Here is a 21415-nt window from a genome sequence, read left to right on the forward strand (position 1 = left end):
TCAGGGGGTATATAGCAGCCGGACGCCGCCGGTGAACACAATTCGGGTCTGCCGTTCCGCGCCGGGGGAGGTGAACACCTCCATCCGCCCGGCCTCCAGAAACCCCATCTCCGCATCGATCCGCACCGGCGCCAGGCTTTCCAGGTAGCTCCGGTCGTTGCGCATCCGCAGCGCCTCGGTCCGCAGCACCGCGCCCTCGGTCGTGACCGCGATCACGTCGCCGCGCAGGGTCGACAGCATCGCCGGATCGTCCAGTTCGCCCGCCCGGGCCGTGATATCGTACATCGCCCCGTCCGGCATGGTCAGCGTGGCGGCCACGTCCTCGCCCAGCGTGACCCGGTCGCGCGTGGGGTCGGGCACGAACCGCGCGGCGGTGATCGTCACCTCGCCGCCGTCATCCGTCACCGCCGCATGGCGCGGGCGGCCCAGCTGCTGGGTTTCCACCAGCGCGCCAATCTCCCCGGTGACGAAGCGCAGCGGCTCCCCCTCCGGCGTCTGCCGCGCCAGCAACACCAGTAGCGCCAGCAGTCCAATCGCCACCAGCGGCAGCACCAGCTTGGCCGCCCGCACCGCGAGACTGTAGCGCCGCCCCTGGGGCACCCGTCACACCACGCCGGCGCGCAGGCAGTCGTGGATCGTGATGATCCCCGCGAGCGCCCCCGCATCGTCCACCGCGAACAGGCAGGTGATCTTGCGATCCTCCATGGCGCGCACGGCTTCCTGTGCCAGCGCGCCCGCTTGAATCGTCTTCGGCCCCGCCGTCATCACCTCGCCCGCGCGCTGCGCCAGCAACCCGTCCATGTTCCGCCGCAGGTCGCCATCGGTGATGATCCCCGCCAGCGCGCCACCGCCGTCCAGCACCCCGACCACGCCGAACCCCTTGCCGGTCATCGTCATCAGCGCCTCGGTCATCGGCGTATCAATCCCGGCCAGCGGCACTTCGTCGCCGCTATGCATCAGGTCCGACACCTTCGCCAGTTGCGCGCCCAGCTTGCCGCCCGGATGGAACTGCCGGAAATCCTGCGGCGTGAACTGCCGATGCTCCATCAACGCCACCGCCAGCGCATCGCCAAGGGCCAGCGTCATGGTGGTCGATGTCGTGGGCACCACGCCCGTCCCGCAGGCTTCCTCCGCCGGCGGCAGCACCAGCGCCACGTCCGACTGGCGCAACAGCGTGCTGCCCGGCTTGCGCGCCACCCCGATCAGCGGGATGCCGAAGCGCCGCGTATGGGCGATCATGTCCGCCAGCTCCGGCGTCTCGCCGGAATTGGACAGCATCATCACCACGTCGCCGCGCGCCAGCATCCCCAGGTCGCCATGGCTCGCCTCGGCAGGGTGCACGAAATGCGCGGGCGTGCCGGTGGAGGCCAGCGTCGCCGCGATCTTGCGCGCGATATGCCCCGACTTGCCCATGCCCGACACGATCACCCGGCCCGACGCGCCCAGCAGCAGCGCCACGGCTTCCGCGAAACTGTCGTCGAGCGCGTGGGCCAGCCCCGTCAGCGCCGCCGCCTCGATGGCGATGACCCGCCGCCCGGCCGCCAGGAACGTCTCCCGGTCGCCGGTCAATGGCTGAAGATGTCCATGTCCGGCCACCCCTCCAGATCCAGCCGCGCCCGCGTGGGCAGGAAATCGAAACAGGATTGCGCCAGCTTCATCCGCCCCTCGCGCTCCAGCCGCGCGTTCAGTTCCTTCCGCAACGCATGCAGGTAGAGCACGTCCGACGCCGCATACTCGATCTGCGCGGCGCTCAGGGTCGCCGCCCCCCAGTCGCTCGACTGCTGCTGCTTGGACAGGTCCACGCCCAGAAGTTCCTGCGTCAGGTTCTTCAGCCCGTGCCGGTCCGTATAGGTCCGGATCAGCTTGCTGGCGATCTTGGTGCAATACACGGGTGCCGCCAGCGCACCGAACGCATGATACATCGCCGCGATGTCGAACCGCCCGAAGTGGAACAGCTTCAGCACGGACGGGTCGCGCAGCATCCGGCACAGGTTCGGCGCCTCCGTCTGCCCCTTGGCGATCTGCACCACATGGGCGTTCCCGTCGCCGCCCGACAACTGCACGACACACAGCCGGTCGCGGTGCGGGTTCAGCCCCATGGTCTCGCAATCGATGGCCACGACGGGGCCAAGGTCCAGCCCGTCGGGCAGGTCGTTCTTGTGGAGGGTATTGGTCACGCGCGCGTCCGTGCTTGGAGGTTTGCGCCTCGGTAGTCCCTTCGCGGGCGGGAGTCAAAAGGGCGCGCGCGGGCGCAGGCGCCGGGCAAAGCAGGCGCACGGCAGGTCTGCGAAGCGGCCCGCGCGGGCCTTCGCGGCCGTGGCCCGCGTCATGCATCACCCGCAGACGGCTTCGCCCTGCACGCCGAACGGGGGGAAACGCGGCACGGGGCCGGATCATCCTCGGTACGGCCTGCCCGGGCATCACGCGCGTGTTACCGCGTGCAAGCATATTGTCAGCCAACATGCGGGCTGTCGGATGCTAGACCTCGCCCTAACCGACCCGAACACACAGGACATCCATGAAACAGTTTTTCCTCGTCGCCGCCGCCACCGGACTTGCCGCCAGCGCGGCCGTCGCAGAGCCGCAACCCTACACGATCGACCCCGCGCACAGCGAACTTGTCGCGTCGTGGTCCCATATCGGCTTCTCGACGACGCGCGGTGTCATCTTCGACATCCAGGGCGATTTGATGTTCGACGAAGAGAACCCGGCGAACTCGTCCGTGGCGATCCAGATCCCAACCTCGGCGATCATCGTGACGCCTGAATTCACCCAGCATCTGCTGGAATCCGGCGATTTCTTTCAGAATGCCGCCGACAGCATGATCACCTTCACGTCCACCAGCATCGCGGTGACGGGCGAAAACACGGCGGACATCACGGGCGATCTGACCCTGAACGGCGTCACCAACGAAGTCACGCTGTCCACCACCATGATCAAGAACGCTGCCGGACCGCAGGGCAAGCCCATCGCCGGGTTCGAGGCGACCACGACGCTCGACCGGACCAACTTCAATCTGGGCGCCTTCACCCCGTTCATCCCGGCCGAGGTCGAGGTGGTGATTTCGCTCGAGGCATCTCCGGCCTGAACCGAACGGGCGCGCCGTGCGCCCATGCGGCCCCAACTGACGGCGCGGCGGCAGCACCCGCCGCGCCACTGACTGGACACGACGACACCCCGCGCGCAAGCTCGCTCCACCCCAACCCCGGAGCGCGCCCATGCAGTTTCACCACCTTTCCGCCGCCCCGTCCGGCGACAGCGTCTGGTCCGACCGGACCGTCACGCTCACCGAGCGCTCCTTCGCACCGCCCGCACAGGCCATCGAGGTCTCCGACCCCGAGCCCGCCACCCGCGTGATGTTCCTGCGCCTGCGCGCCGGGTGGGACGAACCGGTCCACCCCTCGCCCATCCGGCAGAAGCTCGTGGTGCTTGCGGGCACCGTCCGCGTCACCGCCAGCGACGGCGCCGCCCGCGATCTCGGCCCCGGTGCCGTCTGGCACATGGAGGACAAGACCGGCCGCGGCCATCACACCCGCGTCATCGGCGACAGCGATTTCGAAGCCCTCGTCGTCCAGCTCGAATGACCGCCGCCTCCGTGCCGAGTCATATGGGAGTCATATGAAAGTCATACGCGACTCATACGCGCCCCGCCGATCCTTTGCCCCGAAATATCCCCGCCGACGGCATGAAAGTCTTCGCCGCCGCCGCACCCGCGTACCGACAAGACTCCTACAAAACTCCGACAGGATTCCGACACGCCGATTGCCCTCCCGGCAGCCCGGCTTATCTCCGGTCAAACCGCCGGAGCAGCTTCAGAGAACCCCATGACCGACCGCATCCCCGACCCCCGTGGCCTCGCCGTCCCCAGCGGCCGCTTCAGCCGCCTTGCCCGTCTTGGCGGCATGGCGGGCGGCGTCGCGGGCAACGTCGCCTACCACGGTGCGCGGGCCGCCATGGCGGGCCAACGCCCTGAATTCAGGGATCTTCTTCTTACGCCCGGCAACGCCAAGCGCATCGCGGACGAACTTGCCCGGATGCGCGGGGCGGCGATGAAGATGGGCCAACTTCTGTCCATGGAGTCCGGCGAAATCCTGCCGCCGGAACTGGCCGACATTCTCGCCCGCCTGCGGCAGGACGCCGATTTCATGCCGCCGAAACAACTGCGGAGCGTCCTCGACGCCGCCTGGGGCCCCGGCTTCCAGTCCCGCTTCGCCAGCTTCAACGTCCGCCCCATCGCCGCCGCCTCCATCGGCCAGGTCCACCGCGCGCGCCTGCCCGACGGCACGGATCTGGCGATCAAGGTCCAGTATCCCGGCGTCCGCCGCAGCATCGACAGCGACGTGGACAATGTCGGCGCCCTGATCCGCATGACCGGCCTGCTGCCCCAAGGGCTTGATATCGCGCCCTTCCTGGCCGAGGCGAAACGCCAGCTGCACGAGGAAGCGGACTACCGCCGCGAGGCGCGTTACCTCGCCCGCTTCGGCGACCTGCTCACCGACGATCCCGACTTCGCCCTGCCGGTGGTGCACGACCCGCTGACCACCGACAGCGTGCTGGCCATGACCTACCTGCCCGGTCAGCCCGTGGAATCCCTGACGGACGCCCCGCAGGAGGTGCGCAATCGGGTCACCGCGCTTCTCATCCGCCTCGTCCTGCGCGAATTGTTCGACTTCGGCGTGATGCAGACCGACCCGAACTTCGCCAACTACCGCCACGACCCCGAAACCGGGCGCATTGTCCTGCTGGATTTCGGTGCCGCGCGCGACATCGACCCGGCCACCGCCGACCGTCTGCGCGCGATCCTGCGGGCCGGTCTGTCGGGGGAAAACGCGTGCATCGACAGAGCCTTGCGCGATGCCGGGTTCATCGACGACCGCACTGCTCCACACCATGCCGACCTGCTGCGCACCATGGCCCACTCGGCGCTGGAACCGCTACGCGCGGGGGGCCTGTTCGATTTCGCCGACCCGACTTTCGTGCAGCGGATGCGCCGCATGGGCCAGGCGCTGGGGGAGGATCGGAGCTTCGCCACGATCCCCCCGATGGACGTGCTGTTCATCCAGCGCAAGGTGGCGGGGATGTATCTGCTGGGTGCCCGCCTGCGCGCCCGCGTGCCGGTGGCGGACCTGTTCGCACCGTACCTGTAGACCCTTGGCGGGTATTCTTTTCCCGGCTTTACCGGTGCCCCTTTCGCGTCTACCTTGGAGGTCGCATTAACCATGATGGCGGAGACTGTCATGTATCTGAAGGTGACGCTCGCCGGCCCCGACAATGTCGATCAACTGTCCCGCCGCGTGGTGGACGACATCTTGACGCTGCCCGATATAGAGGATGCCGAGTTGGTGCGCCTGCCGGCGGCGCCGGGCGAGAAGGGGCTGATCGAACAGATCGGCACCATCGGGGTCAGCATCCTCAGCGCGGGCGGCGGCGAAATCCTTCTCGACTACCTCAAGACCACGTTGTCCCAGATGGCCGCCGGGCCGTCCGAAAAGACGATCATCGTCGAACTCGACGGCAAGCGCGCCGAGTTGCGCGGCACCATGAGCGACGCGGAGTTCGCTGCCACGACCGACCGCATCCTGTCGATGATGAAGGGTGGCTGATCATGGCCCGCCACGGTCTGCTCATCGGCGTTCAGGACTACGGCGGTGGCGGGGACATGACCCCGCTATCCTGTCCCCGCGCCGATGTGGACCTGATGGCGCAGGTCCTGCGCGACCCCGATTGCACCGAGGACGTGTACAACGTCATGCCCGTGCTCGACCCGACCTACAGCGATGTGACCCGCGAACTTGCCGCGTTCCTCGACGTGGTCAAACGCAACGACACGGTGCTGATCTATTTCTCGGGTCACGGGATGCGGGACGATGACGGCAACCTCTACCTGTGCATGAAGGATTCCAAGGGCGACAGGCTCGACCTGACGGCACTGTCCTTCGACAGGCTGGCGCGGAACCTTCAGGCCATGAACCTGCGGCGCGTCCTCATCATCCTTGACTGCTGCTACAGCGGCGCGGCGGGGCTGAAGGACAGCGTGCGCAGCAAGCTTTTCGAGCCCGAGAGGGTGAATCCGGACGGAACGGGCATGTTCGTGCTGTCCTCCGCCGGTCAGGCCGAAACTTCCAAGGAGGGCGGCTGCCACAGCATATTCACCGAGGTGCTGGTCGAAGGCATGCGGTCCGGGGCCGCGGACAATGACGATGATGGGCGGATATCGGTCGCCGAGATCGCCGAATACGTCGCCCACGAGGTTCCGAAGCGCGCCGACCGGCAGCGTCCGCAGATCAGCACCAAGGCCGCGTCGGGCACCTTCGTCGTCGCAGTAAACGCCGCCCGCAAACGCGCCGCCGCGCAGGCCGAAACCGCGAAGGCCGCGGCGGACTGGATGGCGGCGGGCCGCGCGCGCCTGCTGGATGCACGGCGCGACAACGACGTGACGCTTGAATTCCTGCACTCGGTCGAAAGCTGGATCGAGGCCTGCGACGCGCCCGACACGGACGATCCGAAGCTGCTGGCGCTGCGTGACTACGGGGACCGGTCCATCGGGCTGATGGAATTCGCCAAGCGGTGGCGCGCGGAGGTGGCGAAGCCTGCGCCCGTGGAACCAACCGCCACCGTGCCGGCGCCCATGCCCGAACCGATACCGACCGCACCCGGTGCCGAAGCGCAGGCTCCGGAACCGGAGGCGATGGCCGCGAAGGCCCCCGATGCCGCCTTGGGCGAACCGAATACACCGTCAGTGCCAGAATCGGACGGCACTTGGGGCGATTTTCTTCTCGGCCTGTTGATCCTGCTGGTTCCGGTCCTTGTCGTGGGCGCAGTGGGATACTTCTGGACCAGCTTCCTGCTGCACGGCACGACTGTCTGGACCCATGCACCCAGTTCACTGGTTCCGCCGCCGCCCTATCTCGATCCCGACCTGCCACCGGCGACCGTGGCGGACCATTGGCTCGGCAAGCTGTTCTTCGTGGGACTGATGGGTTTCATCTTCTTCATCCCGGTGACGCTTGTCGTGACGTTCGTCGTGCGGCTTGTGCTGGACGATCTCGGGTTCATCGCCACGGCCGTGCTCGTGTCGATCGTGCTACTTCTGGGCGGGCTGGCCCATGTCTACATCGCAGCCCCTGTCCCGTGGTCAGAGCGCTTCGACGCCGTCTACCTGTTTCTTTACAACGACTTCACGGGCCCTGTGCCCGCCGAGGAATAACCTTCAGCCGCTGTTGCCCTGCGCGGGTTGCGGGCGCGTTCGCTTTCGGATTTCAGCTGCCCGCAGGCGGCCATGATGTCCTCGCCCCGCGGGGTGCGGATGGGGCTGGCATACCCGGCCTTGTAGATGATGTCGGCGAAGGCGCGGATGCGGTTGTTCGACGACCGCGTGTAGGGCGCGCCGGGCCATTCGTTGAAGGGGATCAGGTTGATCTTGGCCGGGATGCCCTCGATCAGTTTCACCAACCGCCGCGCATCCTCGTCGCTGTCGTTCACGCCGTGCAGCATCACATACTCGAACGTGATCCGCTCCGAATTGCTCAGCCGGGGATAGGCGCGCAGGGCGTCCAGCAGCGTCTCGATATTCCAGCGCTTGTTGATCGGCACCAACCGGTCGCGCACCTCGTCGGTGGTGGCGTGGAAGGACACGGCCAGCAGGCAGCCGATTTCTTCCGCGCAGCGGGCGATTTCCGGCACCACGCCGCTGGTGGACAGGGTGATCCGGCGGCGTGACAGGCTGATGCCCTCCGGGTCCATGGCGATCTTCATGGCGTCGCGCACCGCGTCGAAGTTATAGAGCGGCTCGCCCATGCCCATCAGCACGATATTCGACAGTAGCCGGGTTTCGTCCTTGGGATTGCGCCCCGGCAGTGGCCATTCGCCCAGATCGTCGCGCGCCAGCATGACCTGGCCGACGATTTCCGCCGCGGTCAGGTTGCGCACCAGCCGCTGGGTGCCCGTGTGGCAGAACGAACAGGTCAGCGTGCAGCCCACCTGGGAGGAAATGCAGAGCGTGCCACGGTCTTCTTCGGGGATGTAGACGGTTTCGACCTCGTGCCCGCCTGCGATGCGGACAAGGTACTTGCGGGTGCCGTCGCTGCTGATCTCGCGCCGGACGATCTCGGGGATCTCGATGGTGAAGTTCTCGGCCAGAAGCACACGATACGGCTTGGCGAGGTTGGTCATCGCGTCGAAGTCGCGCACACCCTTCTGGTAGATCCACTGCCAGACCTGCCCCGCGCGCATCTTCGCCTGCCGTTCGGGCGTGCCCGCGGCGATCAGCGCGTCGCGCAGCGCGTCGCGTGTCAAACCGACAAGGTTCTGCCGCGCGCCATCGGGCAGCTTGCGGGGGATGGTCAGAACATCCTGCGTGATGGGCGATGTGGCAGTCATCGGGAGACTCGCATGCAGGGGGCGGAAAATCGAACGCTGGTCATACAGCATTCCGCGGGTTGTGGAAACACCCGTGGTGGTCCCTTCGCGCGCGGGTTTGCGCGGCGTGCGTTAACCTTATTGCATTGAATCATTAGGGATTCTCCGAAGAGCTGGGATAGGAACGGTGCAAGACGCTTAAAAATTTCAGGAGTGACCCATGAAAACCTATTCCATTGCCGCCTTCGCCGCTGCCCTGCTGGTATCGGGCGCGGCCCAGGCAGCCATTCTCGATTTCGAGACCGGCTATTCCGCGGACAAGACCGCGATCGTCGGGGACGAGTTCGAGGCCGCGTTCGGCGTGACCTTTTCCAGCACATTCGGCGTGAACATCGTCAAGGTGGGCGGACCGACCAACGGTTTCGTGCCGAACGATACGCCGGTTCCCGCCGATGCCTTCGGCGACTTCTTCCTGACCTCGAACTTCAGCAAGATCACGGACCTGTCCATCTCCTACACGACGGCCGTCGCAGAAGCGTCGTTCGACGTGGCCGATATCGACGGGTCGGGCAGCCAGCTCGAGGAGTTCACCTTCACCGCGCTGGATGCGGACGACAATGTGCTCGCCACGCGGACGGTCAATGGCAATGATGCCGACGCAGGCGATGCCGTGGTGACCCGGATCGGATTCAGCGGACTGTCCGGGCTGATCTCGAAGATCGACATCACCGGCACGACCGCGGGTGGCACGCGCGACATCGGGATCGCCTTCGACAACTTCAACACCGATTTCGACACGACCACCCCGGTTCCGCTGCCCGCAGGGCTGCCGCTGGCGGCCGCGGCCTTCGGTGCGCTGGGTCTGCTGCGAGCGCGCCGCAAGGCCTGATCGCATCGGACATCGAAACAATGGAGGGGCGCCAGTACACTGGCGCCCCTTTTTCGTCAGGAACCGCAGCGTTGCAACGCGTCCTCGTAGGCAGCGGTAAAGCCCATCAGGGAAAACGTGTCGGTCGTGGTCGTGCCGCGCGACGACAGGCCGACCACCTTCGCCTCCACGCCGCGTTTCATGGCGGTGGCGATGCGGCGGTCGTCTTCGGGCGATGCCGCCCAGGCGATCTCTCCATCCGTGAACAGCTCGAACTCGCTGTCGCCCACGGTCAGCGACACGGAAGACCCATCGGCGAACGGATAGCCGCCCATGAAGGACACCTCGCCAAGCTGGTCCGATTCCGGCCAGAACGACACGAACATGTAGATATCGCCCCGCGTCACCGCGACGACGCGCCCGTCCTGGGTGTTCACGACCTGCTTCGGGGCCGATACGACCCAGCATTGTTTCGGGCTGTCCTCGACGAAGACGCTCCAGTCGGTGTTTGCGGCGACCTTGTTGGCCGTGTCCTGCGCTGTCGCGGGCGTGCATGCGATGCCGGTTGCCAATGCGATTGCGAAGAATGTGGTGACCTTGCGTGCCATGTCGCGCCATGCCTCCATGATGACTGCTTCGATTGTCCACCGCCCACCATGTGTCCCGGTGATGCGTCGGGATGAAACCTCGGCTTCAAACTAGGCAAAATGCCGCCCCGCCGAAAGGGGAAACCGGGCACCCGGCAGGATCGTGAACAGCGTGTCAGGCGGCGAAGTCGTCGCTCGAATAGCCTTGCAGGTACAGCAACGCCGTCAGGTCGCCGTGATTGACCCGGATATCGCAGGCGGCCTGAACGCTTGGCTTGGCATGGAGCGCCACGCCCGTGCCCGCCGCGCCCAGCATCCCGAGATCGTTGGCCCCGTCGCCCACCGCGATCACATCGGCGGGCGCGATCCCGATCCGCGCGGTGATCTCGTGCAGCGCCGCGACCTTGGCATCCCGCCCGAGGATCGGATCGGCCACGGTGCCGGTCAGCTTTCCCTCCGCCATCAGGAGCGTGTTGGCCCGGTGTTCGTCAAAACCCAGTGCCGCTGCGACCGCGCCGGTGAAGGCCGTGAACCCGCCCGAGACGAGTGCCGCATGGCCGCCGCGTGCCTTCATCGTCGCCACCAGGGCGCGCCCGCCGGGCATATGCGTGATCCGTTCGGCCAGCACCCGGTCGATCACCCCCGCGTCCAGTCCCTCCAACAGCGCCACCCGTTCGCGCAACGCGTCCTCGAAATCCAGCTCGCCGTTCATCGCGCGGGCGGTCACGGCGCGGACATGATCGCCCACGCCCGCGACCTCGGCCAGCTCGTCGATGCATTCCTGCCGGATCATCGTGCTGTCCATGTCCGCAAGCAGCATCCGCTTCGCGCGCGCTTCTGCCGGTTGCAGCGCCATGTCGATGCCGCGCGCCTGCAGATCGCCCCAGACCTGCCAGAAATTATCGGGCCGGTCGGGGACCATGAATTCGACCGCCACGCGGGGATCGAGCCAGCGCAGTGCCGTGCCGCCCCACGCGCTGCGCAACGCCTCGGCGGTCTCGCGGTCCAGGACGGATGTGGCGGGGCTGGTCAGAAGCGTGACGGCGAACATCGGTGTCCTCGTGTCGGGGTCGGCCTGCGCCGTGGTGTAAACCATGCAGGCGCCGCCAAGACCAGAGCCGCGATTGACCGCACCCGCCAAAGCGCCCACAACGCGCGGGCCGAAGTCACAGGTGCCGCCATGTCCGAACCCGCCCATGCCCTTGCCGATGCCCCGTCGATGCTGATCGCGGGCCGGTGGGAGGCGCCTGCCGGGGGCACCCGGATACCGCGTGTCGATCCCGCGACCGAAGACCCGCGCGCGCCGGTCATCCCCGCCAGTCCCGACCAGGTGGCCCGTGCCGTCGCCGCGGCGGCCGGGTCCGGGTGGCAGGCGGCGTCGCGTGACGACCGGCTGGCCGCGCTCGACCGTCTTGGGGCCGCACTTGCTGCACGGGCCGAGGCGCTGGCACAGGTGATCTCGGCCGAGATCGGCGCGCCCATCGATTTCGCGCGCTCTGGGCAGGTCGCGGCTGCACTCGGCCATCTGACCGCCACGCGCGATGCGCTGGCCGCCGCGCCCGACGACACCCACGCCCCCGGCCAGCCCGATCACCGCGTGCGGTACGAACCGGCAGGGGTCGCGGCGCTGATCACGCCGTGGAACTGGCCGCTGAACCAGGTCGCACTGAAGGTCGGCGCGGCGCTGGCGGCGGGCTGCCCGATGGTGCTGAAACCGTCGGAATTGGGGGCGGATACCGCGGCGGTGTTTGCCGACGCGATGCAGGATGCCGACCTGCCGCCCGGCACCTTCAACCTGCTGCAGGGCGGGGCGGATGTGGGCGCGGCGCTTGTGGCCGATCCGCGCGTCGCCGTGATCTCCTTCACCGGCTCCACCCGCGCGGGCCAGTCAATCGCGTCTGCTGCCGCCATCGGGTTCCGCCGCACGGTGCTGGAACTGGGCGGCAAGTCGCCGAATGTCGTCTTCGCCGATTGCGATCTCGACCGGGCGATCCGACAGGGGCTGGCGCATTGCTTCCGCAATAACGGGCAGTCCTGCAATGCCGCCGCGCGCATGCTGGTGGAACGATCAGTGTATGAGGACGCGGTCGCGCTTGCGGCGGACCTTGCCGCCGCTTGGCCTGTAGATGCGCCCGGCCGGTCCGGTGCGCATCTGGGCCCGCAGGTCAGCGCCGTACAGTTCGCCCATGTGCAGGACCTGATCGACAGCGGTGTGGCGCAGGGCGCGCGGCTGGTGGCGGGCGGTCGCGGGCGTGCACCGGGTTTCACGCGCGGCTTCTATTCGCGCCCGACGGTCTTCGCCGACATGACCCCGGCCATGCGTGTCTGGCGGGAGGAGATCTTCGGCCCCGTCCTGACCATGACCCCGTTCGAGGACGAAGCGCACGCGATCGCCCTTGCCAACGACAGTGCCTACGGGCTGGCGGGGTATGTCCAGACCGGCGATTCAGCGCGTGCCGACCGGGTGGCACGGGCCTTGCGGGTGGGCATGGTGCAGATCAATGGCCAGAGCCGCATCGCGGGCGCGCCCTTCGGCGGGGTCAAGGGGTCTGGCATGGGCCGCGAAGCCGGGCTGTGGGGCATCCGTGCGTTTCAGGATATCAAGTCGATCTCGGGTGCGGCGCTGGTCTGACAAAAACGCACACTTCCCGCGTGTTTCCGCCCCTATGTGAATCTGCGTGGCTGGGTTAACGTCTTCCATACATCAGAGGGAGCGTGGCATGACCATATCGGCCGACCAGATCCACCGCGAACAGGGCGACAGCAAGGGTCGCTACGTCTTTACCGCCGACGGCCACACGGCCGAGATGACCTATTCCCGGCTGGGGGCCACGCGCATCATCATCGATCACACGGAAGTGCCCGACGCGTTCCGCGGGCAGGGCGTGGGCGCGGCGCTCGTCGCGCGGGCCGTCGCCGACGCCCGGACAGAGGGGGTGAAGATCACGCCGCTTTGCCCGTTCGCCGCGGCGCAGTTCCGCCGCCACCCCGACTGGCACGACGTGCTGGACCGCTGACAGGAAAGGACAGGCCATGAGCTGGAACCCCGCGCTCGACCCCCATTGCCCCATCGGCGACGAAGCCGACGCCATCGAAACCGTCATCGTGCCGCGCGCCCGCGACATCGGCGGGTTCGAGGTGCGCCGCGCCCTGCCTGCGCCCCGCCGCCAGATGGTCGGGCCGTTCATCTTCTTCGACCAGATGGGCCCAGCTGAGTTCCTGACCGGGCAGGGCATCGACGTGCGCCCGCATCCGCATATCGGGCTGGCGACCGTGACCTACCTGCTGCGGGGCGAATTCCAACACCGCGACAGCCTCGGCACCGACCAGATGATCCATCCCGGCGCGGTCAACTGGATGGTGGCGGGCAATGGCGTCACCCATTCCGAACGCACGAGTGCGGCGACGCGGGCGAACCCGTCGAGCCTCTACGGTATCCAGACCTGGGTGGCGCTGCCCGAATGGGCGGAGGATGCGGGCGCGAGCTTCGAACACCACCCCAAGGATGCGCTGCCCATGCTGGAGGGCGAGGGCAAGACTGTTCGCCTGATCCTTGGCAATGCATGGGGCGAAACGGCCCCCGCGAAGGTGTTCTCGGAAACCTTCTACGCCGATGCCGTGCTGGCGCCGGGTGCCGCCATCCCGCTGCCCGACAACCACGAAGACCGCGGTGTCTATGTCATCGAAGGCGCCATCACCGTGGCCGGGCAGGATTTCACCGCCGGGCAGATGATGGTCTTCCGCCCGGGCGACCGCCTGTCGCTGGCCGCCGGACCGCAGGGCGCGCGGCTGATCCTGCTCGGTGGGGCGACGCTGGGCGGGCCGCGCCATATCTGGTGGAACTTCGTCGCGTCCTCCCGCGACCGGATCGACGCCGCGAAAGAGGCATGGAAGGCCGGGGACTGGGCCCATGGGCGTTTCAGCCTGCCGCCGGGCGACGATGCGGAGTTCATCCCCGCGCCGGATTAATCCTGACAGACCGCGCCCCGCGCCATGTCGAATGCCTTGCGCATCACCGTGGGCAGATCGGCAGGCCGGAAATCCTGCGCCGGGACGAACCGGCCTTGCGCCGGTTCCTCCCCCGTCGCCACGTGCGCCACGCGCAGTGTCAGGGTCAGCTCGAAATGGGTGAAGATATGGCGCACGGTTGCGTCCAACTCGTGCCAGTCCGCTTCCAGTGGCGGACGGTGGTCGGGCACCTCCTCGGCCCAACCGCTGCCGGGCCAGCCCAGCATCCCGCCCAGCAGCCCCGTGTCGGGCCGGGTTTCCAGCAGCCATGCGCCATCGTGGCGCCGCGCGATGTAGACCACGCCCCGCCGCTTCGGCTTGGCCACCTTCGGCGCCTTGCGCGGCAGGTCCGTCGCAGTGCCCGCGATCCGCGCAGCACAAAGGTCACGCAGAGGACAGATGCCGCAGGCGGGGTTGCGCGGCGCGCAGATCGTGGCGCCCAGGTCCATCACCGCCTGCGCGTGGCAACCGGGCCGATCATCGGGCGTCAGCCGTGCAGCAAGAGCCTTGAGCGCGGGCTTCGACCTTGGCAGCGGGTCGTGAAGGTCGAAGAGCCGCGCCATGACCCGTTCCACGTTGCCGTCCATCACCACCGCGGGCCGATCGAAGGCGATGGCCGAGATGGCCGCGGCGGTGTAGGGTCCGATGCCCGGAAGGGCGCGCAACCCGTCCTCGGTCTCGGGAAACACGCCGTCCAGATCGTGCGCCACCACGCGCGCGCATTTCAGCAGGTTACGCGCGCGGGCATAGTAGCCCAGCCCCGCCCAGGCCCCCATCACGTCGGCGTCTTCCGCTGCTGCCAGTGCTGCCACGTCGGGCCAGCGCGCCGTGAAGGCCGCAAAATAGCCGCGCACCGCCGCGACGGTCGTCTGTTGCAGCATCACCTCGGACAGCCACACCCGGTAGGGGTCAGGCCGCACGCCCGCGCGGGCCAGCGCGGGCGGCACACGCCACGGCAGATCCCGTGCGTGTCTGTCGTACCAGTCGCGCAGCAGCGCCGGGGCCAGATCGGCCGGATCACGCAAGATTTAAGTTCCCGTTCAACATTTCACTGGTCCCCGCGTGGTGCTGAGATAGGGTACGGTCCAAAGAAGGACACCGCGCACCCGATGGCCAACCCGCCCTACACCAGCCCCCGTCCCAAGCGCCGCGCCCGCGGTTTCGCGCAGGCAGGCGGGCTCGTGCAAGCCCAGATCCGAAAGGCGGGCGAGGCACGGGGCTTTGCCGTCAGTCGCCTTCTGACCCATTGGACCGAAGTCGTTGGCACGGACATCGCGCGCCTGTGCCGCCCGGTGCGGATCAATTACGGCAAGGGCGGTATCGGCGCCACGCTGACGGTGCTGGCGCGTGGGGCGGCGGGGCCGATCCTGCAGGCGCAGCTGCCCGATATCCGCGCGCGGGTGAACGCCTGCTATGGCTACAACGCGGTCGCGCAGATCCGCATCACCCAGACCGCCGCGGACGGCTTCGCCGAACCGCAGGCCGGATGGGGAGGACAACCCGCGGCCCGCCGCCAGCCAGCCCCTGAACATGCAGCCGCCGCTGACGATCTTGCGGATGGCGTGACCGACCCCGACCTGCGGGCCGCCCTTGCCGGGCTGGGCGCGCGGGTTCTGTCCCGAAAGACCTGAAGGAGATATCCATGCGTAACCTGTTCGCGCCCGTGCTGCCGGCCCTTGTCGCGGCCGCCCTGGCCGTCATGCCCCTCACAGCCCCCGCGCAGGAAGCGGACGACGCCGCCGTTGCGGAAATGACGCTCGGCGATGCCGCCGCACCCGTCACCTTCGTCGAATACGCGTCCTTCACCTGCCCCCATTGCGCGACCTTCCACGCCGAAGTGTTTCCCCAGCTCAAGCGCGACTACATCGACACCGGGAAGGTGCATTTCATCCACCGCGAGGTGTATTTTGATCGTTACGGGCTGTGGGCCGGGATGGTCGCGCGTTGCGGCGGCGAGATGCGCTATTTCGGCATGGCCGACATGATCTACGACCGTCAGCGGGAATGGACCCAGGGCGACGGACCGGCCGCCGTGGCCGAAAACCTGCGCCGGATCGGCCGCACCGCGGGGCTGAGCGACGACCAGCTGGATGCCTGCCTGACCGATGCCGACAAGGCGCAGGCGCTCGTGGCATGGTACGAAGACAACGCGACGCGCGACGGGGTCCAGGGCACGCCGTCCTTCGTCATCGATGGCGAAATGTATTCCAACATGTCCTACGGCGAACTGCGCGCGATCCTCGACGACAAGATCGCCGCCGCCGAGGGCTGATTAGTCCGGGCGCGCCAGCAGCCGGTCGAGCGCGGCATCCAGCGGCCCGGTATCGTCGATCCGCAGGCGCACCGGCAGGGTCAGGACCTTCTGACGGAAGGACGCGGGCAGGCGCACCGCGTCCTTTTCCGTTGTCACAAGCTGAAGCCCTTTCAGGCGGGCTTCGGATTCCAGTCGCGTCAGAAGGGCGGGCCGCAGCGCCTGGTGGTCCGACAGCGGCACGGCCTGCACGACATCTGCCCCCAGGCCGCGAAGGGTGGCGAAGAATTTCTCCGGCATCCCGATCCCGGCGAAGGCCAGCGCGCGCAGGCCGTTCCAGTCCATGCCGGTCTGCAACGGTTGCAGCGCGCCTGTAATCTGCGGGCAAACCACGGCGTTCCCCCATCGCGCGGTGAAATCCGCCTGCGCCATGTGTCCGCCGATGGACAGCAACAGATCTGCCCGTGCCAGCCCCGTTGCCACGGGTTCGCGCAGCGGACCTGCGGGGATCACCCGGCCATTGCCGAACCCCGTCCCGGCATCGACCACCACGAGGGCGAGGTCCTGCGCAAGCGCCGGGTTCTGGAACCCGTCATCCATCACGATCACGCTTGCGCCGCCGCCCTGCGCCATGCGCGCCGCCGCCGCCCTGTCGTGCCCCACGACGACGGGCGCGAAGGCGGCCAGCAGAAGCGGTTCATCGCCCACGTCGTCCGCCGAATGGTGGCGCGGGTCCACGGCCACCGGCCCGGTCAGCCGCCCGCCATGGCCGCGCGACACGATGGCCGGGCTTTGCCCGCGCGCCCGCAGACATTCGATCAGCGCGATGACCGTGGGTGTCTTGCCCGTACCGCCGACATTGATGTTGCCCACGCAGATCACGGGCACGTCCGCCCGCCAGCCCGGCCCCCCGCGCGCCAGCCTGCGCGCGGTGGCTGCCGCATAAACGGACCCCAACGGGGCGAGCAGCCGTACCGCAAGCCCGGGCCGGTCGGGCGGGTGCGACCAGAAACCGGGCGCCTGCATCAGCGCGGCCCGGTCGCTGCAAGCGTGTCGCGGATCAGGCGGAGCGCGCGGTTCGTGACTTCCGCCGTGGCCGACCCGACTTCCCACGCGGCATAGGCCATGGGCGCGCGGTTCTGCGGCTCGGACAGATGCACGAGCGCTTCGGCCAATCCGGCGGTGCCGGCCACCTGCCGCGCGGCGTCCGCCGCATCGAGCTTGCGGTAGATGTCGGCGAAATTTCCTACATGCGGCCCGTGGAGGATCGCCGATCCCAGCGCCGCCGGTTCATAGGGGTTGTGCCCGCCCACCGGCACCAGCGACCCGCCCACGAAGCTGACCGGCGCCAGCCGGTACCACAGGCCCAGCTCTCCCAGCGTGTCCGCCAGGAAGATCGCCGTATTGGGGCCGGGATCCTCGCCGCGCGACCGCTGCGCGACGCTCAGGCCGCGTGCACGCAGGACAGCCGCGATCTCGTTTCCCCGTTCGGGATGGCGCGGCACGAGGATGCACAGAAGGCGCATCACGCTGCGCATCGCCGTGATATGCGCGTCCGCGACCATCTCCTCCTCGCCGGGATGGGTGGAGGCGGCGGCCCAGATCGGACGATCCGCAAGCAGCCGGGCAAAGCGCGCGCGATCGGGCTCCCGGCAGGGCAGGGGCGGGGTGTCCTCCTTCAGGGTGCCGGTGATGGCCAGTCGCCCGGTGGGCAGGCCCAGCCGTACAAGGGCGGCGCCCGTCGCGCGGTCCTGTGCCTGCGCTGCGGTGAAGAGCGTGACGAGCCGCCGCGCCGCCCATGGCATGTAGCGCCGCCAGCGGCGTGCGCTGCGCATGGACATGCGGGCGTTCAACAGCAGCATGGGCGTGCCCCGTGCATGGGTGCGGGTGAGCAGTGTCGGCCAGAACTCGCTTTCCGTCCAGATCGCCAGATCGGGGTGCCAGTGGTCCAGGAAACGTTGGACAAAAGGACGGAAATCCAAAGGGATGAACTGGTGGATCGCGCCGGGTGGCAAGCGTTCGGTGAGCAGCTCTGCGGAGGTGAGGGTGCCGGTGGTGACGAGCACCCGGATGTCGGGGTCGGCATCGAGCAGCCGTCGGATCAGTTCCAGCAGCGCGAGACTTTCGCCGACGGAGGCCGCGTGAAACCACACCAGACGTCCCTCGGGGCGATTTTGTGACGCGATTCCAAGACGTTCAAGGTGGCGTTCGGGGTGTTCCTTCCCCGCCGCCAGCCGCTTGCGAACCTGACGCCTGCCCAGCCCGGGAAACCCTGCAGTTACAAGGAGATAGGCCCAGAGGGCAGGGCTGGGCGGCATGGTCAGGCGGACCCGTCGCCCGCGTCGGCGTCGGGGCTCAGTTCCTCGTCGCGCAGGCGGTGGATATGGGCGATGAAATAGCGCATGTGCGCGTCGTCCACGGTGCGCTGGGCGGCGGATTTCCACGCGGCATGGGCAGAGGCATAGTCGGGAAACATCCCAATTATATCAATCGACTCCGGGTCCGTGAAGGTCGTCTTCTGGGGATCGACAAGCTCTCCGCCGAACACGAGATGCAGCCGCTGGACCATGGGAAAACCTTTCCGTTGCCACCTGTGCGCAGACCATTGTGCATTTGCGGCATGGGGTCAAGGAAGGCGGGGCGGGGCCGTGTGCGTGGCGTATGACTCGCGTATGACTCTTGTATGACTCCCGTATGACTCGGACCGCGCCGCCCCAACTCCGCCTGAGGTCCGCACAGGCTGTGCAGCGGCGCACAGATCGCAGTGGCGAGGGGTCAGCCGCGGGGGGGGGCGTGGTGATGCCTGTCGGGGGCGGCGCGGTGCGCCGCTCAGCCCGTCAGGCCGACGGGCTGGAACAGGTAGCCGTCGAAGGCCGGGTCGTCGACGTCGGACAGGGCCATGAGCGTTTCGCGGACATTGCCGAGATGGCGCCACATGGCGGTCTGGGCGGCCTCCGGGTTGCGGGCCTGAAGCGCCTGGAGGATCGCCTGGTGGTCGTCGAGCCACGCGCGGCGGTAGGTCGTCTCGAATATCCGGCTGTGCAGCCGCGCCCACATCGGGCTGTGTTCGCGCCGCCGCCACAGATCCTCCACCATGTCCACCAGCACGGAATTCTGCGTCGCCTCGGCGATCAGGCGGTGAAAGGCGCGGTCGCCGGAATAGTCGGCGCGGCCCGGATCGAGATCGGCGCGTTCCATGTCCAGCGTGTCGCGCATGCGCAGGATGTCGTTCTTGGTGACCATGCGCGCGGCGAACCCGGCGATGTCGGATTCGACGAGTTGCCGCGCCTGAAGCAGTTCGAACGGGCCGATATCGTCGCGTACGGGCCCGCCCGCGGCATGGGGATCGTCCGAGATGTAGATGCCCGAGCCCTTGCGGACCTCTACCGCGCCTTCGATCTCCAGCAGGATCAGCGCCTCGCGCACGAGGGAGCGGGACACGTCGAGCCGGTCGGACAGGCCGCGTTCGGGCATCAGCCGGTCGCCGGGACCGAGCCGTTCCGCCGCGATCAGGTCGCGGATGGCGCGCGCGACCTCCTGGTACTTGCGGGCGGTGCTCATGGCGCGTCCCGTGCCGCGCATTCGGCGTAATAGGCCGCGAGGATGTCGAAGGCGGGCTTGCGCGTGGTCTTGTCGGCGGCGATCAGCCCCTTGCGGTTCCAGCCGCGCTGGAACACGTTCTGCCGCCGTTCCACCCGGAAATCGTAGAGAATCCACGGCGACATGCCCTTGACGTAGTCGAGCCTGCGCAGGGTCGCGATCTGCTTCTCGTAGACCTCAGCCTGGTAGGCGAGGGAGAAGAGGCCGCGGTCCGGTCCGGCCTCGTGGTCGCCATCGGCGCCGGTTTCGGACACGATCACCGGGCGGTCGGGGTCGGAATTCTCGCCGATGACGCGGAGTTCGTCGAAATCCTCATCATACCAGCCGTAGTATTCGTTCAGCCCGATCACGTCGATATGTTGGGCCAGCCGGTCCTCGATCCGCAGGCGGGCGTGGTTCACCAGACAGGCCGCGGCGATCAGCCGGGTCGGATCCTCGGCGCGGGCGGTATCGGCGAGGCGGCGCATGAAGTCGAGCCGCGCGTCGGTGTCAGGGTTCTCGTTGCCGATGGACCAGATCGCCACGCTGGCGCGGTTGCGGTCGCGGCGGATCAGTTCGCGGAGCTGGTTGGTGGCGTCGCGCAGCGTGTCGGGATTGGCGAAGTCGATGGCCCAGTAGACGGGGATCTCCTCCCACAGCAGGAAGCCCATCTCGTCGGCGATGCGGGCGGCGCGGTCGTGATGGGGGTAATGCGCGAGCCGCAGGAAGTTGCAGCCGAGATCGCGCGCATGGGCGAAGCGGCGGCGCAGGTCCGCCTCCGTCGTGACCTTGCCGGTGGTCGCGTCGTCCTCGTGCACGGAGATGCCGCGCAGGAACAGGGGCTTGCCGTTGAGCAGGATGTCGGTGCCGCGCCGTTCGACGGTGCGAAAGCCGACCCGGTCGGTCACGCGGTCGCCGCCGACGGTGCAGGCCACGTCGTAGAGATGCGGGGTGTCGGGCGACCAGAGATCGGGGCGCGCGGGGATGCGCGCCTGCCCGTGCCCGTCCGCCAGCGGGATCGCGATGTCGATGCCGAGGCCGGGGATTTCCAGCCGCGCGCTGTCGGCGGGGCCGTCCGCGATCACGTCCGCCGCGATCACATCGCCATCCAGCCGCAGGAACAGGTCGCGGATCACGGTCGCCGGGGTCTCGTAGAGCGTCACCTCGCGGTAGACGCCGCCGTAGTTGAACCAGTCGGTATTGCGCATGGGCACCCGGTCGCGCGTGCGGGAATTGTTCACGCACAGCATGATCCAGTTCTCGCCCGGTTCCAGCGCATCGGTCAGTTCGACGCAGAACGGGGTCGAGCCGCCGTAATGGTTGCCCATGAATTGGCCGTTCACGAACACCTTGCAGTCGTATTGCGCGGCGCCGATGTGCAGGAACCGCCGCTGTCCGGGGGCTGCCGCATCCAGCGTGACGGCCCGCGAATACCAGCCGGAGCCTTCGAAGAAGTACCATTTCTCCTTCAGCATCTGCCAGCAGGACGGCACCGGGATCGTTTCGCCCGCGCGGGGGTCGTAATCCCACGGCTCGATGCGGTCTTCGGGGGCCGCCTGCGGCAGGGCGAACCATTTCTGCCGCAGGCCGGTGTCCAGCAGATCGACGCAGAAGAACCAGTCCCCATCCAGCGACCGGCCCTGCCGGCCACCAGTGAAGATCAGCGTGTCCGCGTTCAGGCTCTGCGTGTTGAAGGGCGCGTCGTAGCCTTCGTCATGCAGCGCCTGAAGCGCGTTTTCCGCAAGATCGGAGCGTTCAAGCATC

Annotated in this window: 23 protein-coding genes; 11 read left to right on the forward strand and 12 right to left on the reverse strand. The window is 68.0% G+C overall.

Features of this window, described 5'->3' with window-relative positions; all coding sequences use genetic code 11:
* From DDE13_RS00360 to DDE13_RS00370, 3 genes are read right to left on the reverse strand one after another with little or no spacing between them, the layout of a single operon-like run.
* A complete protein-coding gene (locus DDE13_RS00360; RefSeq protein ID WP_111400752.1) occupies positions 1-600 on the reverse strand; it encodes a hypothetical protein in 600 nt (199 codons plus the stop codon).
* Positions 601-603: 3 nt separating this feature from the next.
* Positions 604-1596 (reverse strand): KpsF/GutQ family sugar-phosphate isomerase, encoded by a 993-nt coding sequence (locus tag DDE13_RS00365; RefSeq protein WP_394340273.1) that lies wholly within the window; start codon positions 1594-1596, stop codon positions 604-606.
* Entirely contained in the window at positions 1566-2177 is a 612-nt protein-coding gene (locus DDE13_RS00370; protein ID WP_111400754.1) for a ribonuclease D, read from the reverse strand. Before DDE13_RS00370 ends, DDE13_RS00365 begins: the two co-directional genes overlap by 31 nt.
* A gap of 341 nt (positions 2178-2518) precedes the next feature.
* Between DDE13_RS00370 and DDE13_RS00375 the strand changes: the two genes are divergently transcribed.
* The 5 genes from DDE13_RS00375 to DDE13_RS00395 all read left to right on the forward strand — a co-directional run bounded on the left by DDE13_RS00375 (position 2519) and on the right by DDE13_RS00395 (position 7207).
* Complete coding sequence (locus DDE13_RS00375; protein ID WP_111400755.1) at positions 2519-3088, forward strand: YceI family protein; 570 nt, start codon at positions 2519-2521, stop codon at positions 3086-3088.
* Positions 3089-3218: 130 nt separating this feature from the next.
* Positions 3219-3584 (forward strand): cupin, encoded by a 366-nt coding sequence (locus DDE13_RS00380; RefSeq protein WP_111400756.1) that lies wholly within the window; start codon positions 3219-3221, stop codon positions 3582-3584.
* Between the two features lie 240 nt (positions 3585-3824).
* Positions 3825-5147 (forward strand): ABC1 kinase family protein, encoded by a 1323-nt coding sequence (locus DDE13_RS00385; protein ID WP_111400757.1) that lies wholly within the window; start codon positions 3825-3827, stop codon positions 5145-5147.
* A gap of 90 nt (positions 5148-5237) precedes the next feature.
* Positions 5238-5603 carry a hypothetical protein gene (locus DDE13_RS00390; protein WP_111400758.1) on the forward strand — a complete coding sequence of 122 codons (366 nt, stop codon included), beginning with the start codon at positions 5238-5240 and terminating at the stop codon, positions 5601-5603.
* 2 nt (positions 5604-5605) lie between these two features.
* On the forward strand, positions 5606-7207 hold the full coding sequence (locus DDE13_RS00395) for a caspase family protein (protein ID WP_111400759.1): 1602 nt from the start codon (positions 5606-5608) through the stop codon (positions 7205-7207).
* Here the strand turns inward: DDE13_RS00395 and rlmN are convergent.
* Positions 7168-8379, reverse strand: coding sequence for a 23S rRNA (adenine(2503)-C(2))-methyltransferase RlmN (gene rlmN, locus DDE13_RS00400; RefSeq protein WP_111400760.1), 1212 nt, complete (start codon positions 8377-8379; stop codon positions 7168-7170). The genes DDE13_RS00395 and rlmN overlap by 40 nt on opposite strands.
* A gap of 199 nt (positions 8380-8578) precedes the next feature.
* Between rlmN and DDE13_RS00405 the strand changes: the two genes are divergently transcribed.
* On the forward strand, positions 8579-9247 hold the full coding sequence (locus tag DDE13_RS00405) for a hypothetical protein (RefSeq protein WP_111400761.1): 669 nt from the start codon (positions 8579-8581) through the stop codon (positions 9245-9247).
* Between the two features lie 56 nt (positions 9248-9303).
* Here the strand turns inward: DDE13_RS00405 and DDE13_RS00410 are convergent, their stop codons facing one another.
* Together DDE13_RS00410 and serB are read right to left on the reverse strand one after the other, a co-directional pair.
* Entirely contained in the window at positions 9304-9834 is a 531-nt protein-coding gene (locus tag DDE13_RS00410; RefSeq protein ID WP_111400833.1) for an invasion associated locus B family protein, read from the reverse strand.
* A gap of 154 nt (positions 9835-9988) precedes the next feature.
* Positions 9989-10864: a phosphoserine phosphatase SerB gene (gene serB, locus DDE13_RS00415; protein ID WP_111400762.1), complete on the reverse strand. Its 876-nt coding sequence runs from the start codon at positions 10862-10864 to the stop codon at positions 9989-9991.
* A 129-nt stretch (positions 10865-10993) separates the two neighbouring features.
* Here serB and DDE13_RS00420 point away from each other — a divergent pair, with 129 nt between their 5' ends.
* The 3 genes from DDE13_RS00420 to DDE13_RS00430 all read left to right on the forward strand — a co-directional run bounded on the left by DDE13_RS00420 (position 10994) and on the right by DDE13_RS00430 (position 13782).
* Complete coding sequence (locus tag DDE13_RS00420; RefSeq protein WP_111400763.1) at positions 10994-12445, forward strand: aldehyde dehydrogenase family protein; 1452 nt, start codon at positions 10994-10996, stop codon at positions 12443-12445.
* 88 nt (positions 12446-12533) lie between these two features.
* Positions 12534-12830 (forward strand): GNAT family N-acetyltransferase, encoded by a 297-nt coding sequence (locus DDE13_RS00425; RefSeq protein ID WP_111400764.1) that lies wholly within the window; start codon positions 12534-12536, stop codon positions 12828-12830.
* Between the two features lie 16 nt (positions 12831-12846).
* Complete coding sequence (locus DDE13_RS00430; protein ID WP_111400765.1) at positions 12847-13782, forward strand: pirin family protein; 936 nt, start codon at positions 12847-12849, stop codon at positions 13780-13782.
* Here DDE13_RS00430 and DDE13_RS00435 read toward each other — a convergent pair.
* The gene (locus DDE13_RS00435; RefSeq protein WP_111400766.1) at positions 13779-14846 is read right to left on the reverse strand and encodes an A/G-specific adenine glycosylase; all 1068 of its coding nucleotides are present in this window, start codon (positions 14844-14846) and stop codon (positions 13779-13781) included. The two genes, DDE13_RS00430 and DDE13_RS00435, sit on opposite strands and share 4 nt — an antisense overlap.
* Positions 14847-14930: 84 nt before the next feature.
* Here DDE13_RS00435 and DDE13_RS00440 point away from each other — a divergent pair, with 84 nt between their 5' ends.
* The gene (locus DDE13_RS00440; protein ID WP_111400767.1) at positions 14931-15452 is read left to right on the forward strand and encodes a DUF721 domain-containing protein; all 522 of its coding nucleotides are present in this window, start codon (positions 14931-14933) and stop codon (positions 15450-15452) included.
* 11 nt (positions 15453-15463) lie between these two features.
* Positions 15464-16093 carry a DsbA family protein gene (locus tag DDE13_RS00445; protein WP_111400768.1) on the forward strand — a complete coding sequence of 210 codons (630 nt, stop codon included), beginning with the start codon at positions 15464-15466 and terminating at the stop codon, positions 16091-16093.
* On the opposite strand, the gene lpxK is transcribed toward DDE13_RS00445, so the two are convergent.
* The 5 genes from lpxK to DDE13_RS00470 form a co-directional block, all read right to left on the reverse strand.
* Positions 16094-17098 carry a tetraacyldisaccharide 4'-kinase gene (gene lpxK / locus DDE13_RS00450; RefSeq protein WP_111400769.1) on the reverse strand — a complete coding sequence of 335 codons (1005 nt, stop codon included), beginning with the start codon at positions 17096-17098 and terminating at the stop codon, positions 16094-16096.
* Positions 17098-18390, reverse strand: coding sequence for a 3-deoxy-D-manno-octulosonic acid transferase (locus DDE13_RS00455; RefSeq protein WP_111400770.1), 1293 nt, complete (start codon positions 18388-18390; stop codon positions 17098-17100). Before DDE13_RS00455 ends, lpxK begins: the two co-directional genes overlap by 1 nt.
* Before the next feature lie 2 nt (positions 18391-18392).
* Positions 18393-18641 (reverse strand): DUF4170 domain-containing protein, encoded by a 249-nt coding sequence (locus DDE13_RS00460; RefSeq protein WP_111400771.1) that lies wholly within the window; start codon positions 18639-18641, stop codon positions 18393-18395.
* Positions 18642-18901: 260 nt separating this feature from the next.
* Positions 18902-19633 (reverse strand): FCD domain-containing protein, encoded by a 732-nt coding sequence (locus DDE13_RS00465; protein WP_111400834.1) that lies wholly within the window; start codon positions 19631-19633, stop codon positions 18902-18904.
* Entirely contained in the window at positions 19630-21414 is a 1785-nt protein-coding gene (locus tag DDE13_RS00470) for a glycoside hydrolase family 2 protein (RefSeq protein WP_111400772.1), read from the reverse strand. Before DDE13_RS00470 ends, DDE13_RS00465 begins: the two co-directional genes overlap by 4 nt.
* Position 21415: the final 1 nt, after the last annotated feature.

Origin of the sequence: Meridianimarinicoccus zhengii (assembly GCF_003254465.1) — a bacterium.
In the GTDB taxonomy this organism is placed as follows: Bacteria; Pseudomonadota; Alphaproteobacteria; order Rhodobacterales; family Rhodobacteraceae; genus Meridianimarinicoccus; species Meridianimarinicoccus zhengii.

Coding starts and splice junctions, on each gene's coding strand:
- DDE13_RS00375 (WP_111400755.1), top strand. CDS start 2,519: ATGAAACAGTTTTTCCTCGTCGCCGCCGCCACCGGACTTGCCGCCAGC.
- DDE13_RS00380 (WP_111400756.1), top strand. CDS start 3,219: ATGCAGTTTCACCACCTTTCCGCCGCCCCGTCCGGCGACAGCGTCTGG.
- DDE13_RS00385 (WP_111400757.1), top strand. CDS start 3,825: ATGACCGACCGCATCCCCGACCCCCGTGGCCTCGCCGTCCCCAGCGGC.
- DDE13_RS00390 (WP_111400758.1), top strand. CDS start 5,238: ATGTATCTGAAGGTGACGCTCGCCGGCCCCGACAATGTCGATCAACTG.
- DDE13_RS00395 (WP_111400759.1), top strand. CDS start 5,606: ATGGCCCGCCACGGTCTGCTCATCGGCGTTCAGGACTACGGCGGTGGC.
- rlmN (WP_111400760.1), bottom strand. CDS start 8,379: ATGACTGCCACATCGCCCATCACGCAGGATGTTCTGACCATCCCCCGC.
- DDE13_RS00405 (WP_111400761.1), top strand. CDS start 8,579: ATGAAAACCTATTCCATTGCCGCCTTCGCCGCTGCCCTGCTGGTATCG.
- DDE13_RS00410 (WP_111400833.1), bottom strand. CDS start 9,834: ATGGCACGCAAGGTCACCACATTCTTCGCAATCGCATTGGCAACCGGC.
- serB (WP_111400762.1), bottom strand. CDS start 10,864: ATGTTCGCCGTCACGCTTCTGACCAGCCCCGCCACATCCGTCCTGGAC.
- DDE13_RS00420 (WP_111400763.1), top strand. CDS start 10,994: ATGTCCGAACCCGCCCATGCCCTTGCCGATGCCCCGTCGATGCTGATC.
- DDE13_RS00425 (WP_111400764.1), top strand. CDS start 12,534: ATGACCATATCGGCCGACCAGATCCACCGCGAACAGGGCGACAGCAAG.
- DDE13_RS00430 (WP_111400765.1), top strand. CDS start 12,847: ATGAGCTGGAACCCCGCGCTCGACCCCCATTGCCCCATCGGCGACGAA.
- DDE13_RS00440 (WP_111400767.1), top strand. CDS start 14,931: ATGGCCAACCCGCCCTACACCAGCCCCCGTCCCAAGCGCCGCGCCCGC.
- DDE13_RS00445 (WP_111400768.1), top strand. CDS start 15,464: ATGCGTAACCTGTTCGCGCCCGTGCTGCCGGCCCTTGTCGCGGCCGCC.
- lpxK (WP_111400769.1), bottom strand. CDS start 17,098: ATGCAGGCGCCCGGTTTCTGGTCGCACCCGCCCGACCGGCCCGGGCTT.
- DDE13_RS00455 (WP_111400770.1), bottom strand. CDS start 18,390: ATGCCGCCCAGCCCTGCCCTCTGGGCCTATCTCCTTGTAACTGCAGGG.
- DDE13_RS00460 (WP_111400771.1), bottom strand. CDS start 18,641: ATGGTCCAGCGGCTGCATCTCGTGTTCGGCGGAGAGCTTGTCGATCCC.
- DDE13_RS00465 (WP_111400834.1), bottom strand. CDS start 19,633: ATGAGCACCGCCCGCAAGTACCAGGAGGTCGCGCGCGCCATCCGCGAC.
- DDE13_RS00470 (WP_111400772.1), bottom strand. CDS start 21,414: ATGCTTGAACGCTCCGATCTTGCGGAAAACGCGCTTCAGGCGCTGCAT.